Here is a 2,332-nt window from a genome sequence, read left to right on the forward strand (position 1 = left end):
CATGATCGCCGTAATGGAGCCACGCGAACCGGCCTGCTCCGAGGGGTCTCGGTGGTGATGACCCTATCCCTTTCGTCGCCCGGGGGCAACGTCCTTGGGTGAAGGTTCCGGCATCGGCCGGGGGGTTCGGTAGCTCTGCCCCTCCAGGACGATCCGGTAGGCGCCGTGACGGATCCGATCGAGGGCGGCCGCGCCGAGAAGCCGATTGGGGAAGGCCTGGCCCCACTCGTCGAGATCGAGGTTGCTGGTGAGGATGGTGGCGGCCCTCTCGTAGCGCTCGTTCATGAGGTCGTGGAAGTCCTCGTCCTGGGGTGGACGAAGGGGTTTGAGGCCGAAATCGTCGATGATAAGCAGGTCCACACGAGCCAGGGCGGCGAAGCGGCGCTCGTAGGTGTCGGTGGCCCGGGCGGCGTGGAGGGAGCCGAGGAGCTTGGAGGCGGAGGCAAAGAGCACGTCGTGGCCCTGGCGGATGGCGCAGTGGCCGATGGCCTGGGCGAGGTGGCTTTTGCCGGTGCCGGTGGGGCCGACGATGAGGACGCAGACCTTCTCGTGGACGAAGCGGCAGGTGGCGACGTCGAGGATGAGGGCCTTGTTCACGGTGGGGTTGAAGGCGAAGTCGAAGGTCTCGATGGTCTTCTCGCCTCGGAACCCGGCGCGACGAAACCGCAGGGCGAGCTTTTTGTGCTCGCGGCGGGCGATCTCGTCCTGGATGAGCAGGGAGAGGAACTCGGTGTAGGACAGTTGGCTTTCGGTGGCCTGGCGGTTTCGGGCCTCGAGGGAGTCGAGGATCCCGGAGAGGCGCAGTTGCTTGAGAAGGGGGGCGAGTTGGGGCATGGGGTTCATGGGGTCTTCTCCTTGGGGGAGCGAGGGCACGGGGGCGCTCAGTGGCGCTCGTCGGGGGTTGAGGGGGACGGGGGGAGATCCCACAGCAGGAGCTGGGTGGCGTCTCGGCAAAAGCGGCCGGCGCCGGTGTAAGCCTTGGCGAGCGGGGGCGGCTCCTCGGGCTCGGGTTCCTGGTCGAGGCCCTTGTGGAGGATGGTTTTCACGGCGCGGTAGCGGGGGTCGCCGAAGCGCAGGGCGCGGCGGCAGGCGGCCTCCAGGCGTTGGGCGCCGAAGCGCTCGCCGAGGCGCAGGATGCCTTGGGCGGCGCGGAGGTGGTCGAGGACCCGGTCGGCGAAGAGGTGCTCGATGACCTCGAGGGTGGCGGGCCCGGTGGCGCGGGCCTTGGCCAGACACCACTGGGGGTCACGCATTTGGTAGGCGAGCGCGTTGGGGGGCAGGTGGTCGGGGACGGTGGAGCGGGCGCCGGGGCGGGTGAGGCGGGGATGGGAGGCCACCAGCTCGTGGTCGTGGTAGATCTCGACCGTGGAGGGGGCGGCCCGGAGCCACAGGACCTGGTGCACGAGGCGAAAGGGGGCGGAGTAGTAGGCCTTTTCGAAGGTGACGTGGCAGTTGCCGTGGAGCGTGGCGCGGGACCACACGGCGGGCACGGGGGGGACATCGGGCAGGGGGCGAAGGACGTGGCGCTCGACCTCGGCAAAGCGGGTGAGGGGCCGCTCGTGGGTGGTGCCGTGGCAGCGATTCCCGGCCGTGGACACGATCCACTCCCGGAGTTGGCGGTTGGCGTCGGCCAGAGAGCGGAACTCGCGCAAGGGCAGGAACGAGCGCTTGATGTACTTGACCGCGGACTCCACCCGGCCCTTCTTCTGGGGCTCGCGCACCGGGCAGGGGGAGATGAGAACCCCGTAGCCCTCGGCGAACTCGGCATAGGAGCGCTGGACCTCGGGGTCGTGGTAGCAGGCGCGCACGATGGCGCACTTGGCGTTGTCGACGATGAGGCGGGCCGGGACACCGCCGAACCACTCGAAGGCGTGGCGGTGGCAGGCGAGCCAGGTGGCGACCTTCTGGTCGAGGACGATCTCGGCGTACTGGTGGCGGCTCCAGGCGAGCGTCATCACGAACACCCAGGTGGACTGGGGCTCGCCGGTTATGGGATGGGGGATCGTGGGGCCCTTGCCGAAATCGACCTGGGCGGCCTCGCCGGGGGCGAACTCGAGCATGACCGTGGCCTGGGGGGTGGCCTGCCGGATGCCGCGGACGAAGCGGCGCACCGAGGAGTAATGGCCGCGGTAGCCGTGCTTGCGGCACAGGGCCTCGTGGATCGTGGTGGCCTGGATGCCGGCCTCGACCCAGCGGGTGATCTCGTCGCGGTGGGACTCCAGGGGGGAGCCGGCGCCGGGGAGGCCCCGGCCGGTGGCGGGGGCCAACACACGGGCCAGGGCGGCCTCGTCGGGAACGGGGGCCTGGGGATCGAGCCAGCCGTGCTGGTGGG

Annotated in this window: 2 protein-coding genes; both read right to left on the minus strand. The window is 70.1% G+C overall.

Annotated elements, in window-relative coordinates:
* Positions 1 to 63: 63 nt before the first annotated feature.
* Positions 64 to 843, minus strand: coding sequence for an IS21-like element helper ATPase IstB (gene istB, locus ACYQ8L_RS18330; RefSeq protein ID WP_459943264.1), 780 nt, complete (start codon positions 841 to 843; stop codon positions 64 to 66).
* Positions 844 to 881: 38 nt separating this feature from the next.
* Positions 882 to 2,332: IS21 family transposase (gene istA / locus ACYQ8L_RS18335; protein WP_459943265.1), on the minus strand; the 1,451-nt coding region annotated here is incomplete at its 5' end.

The sequence above is a fragment of the Deferrisoma palaeochoriense genome (assembly GCF_054656955.1).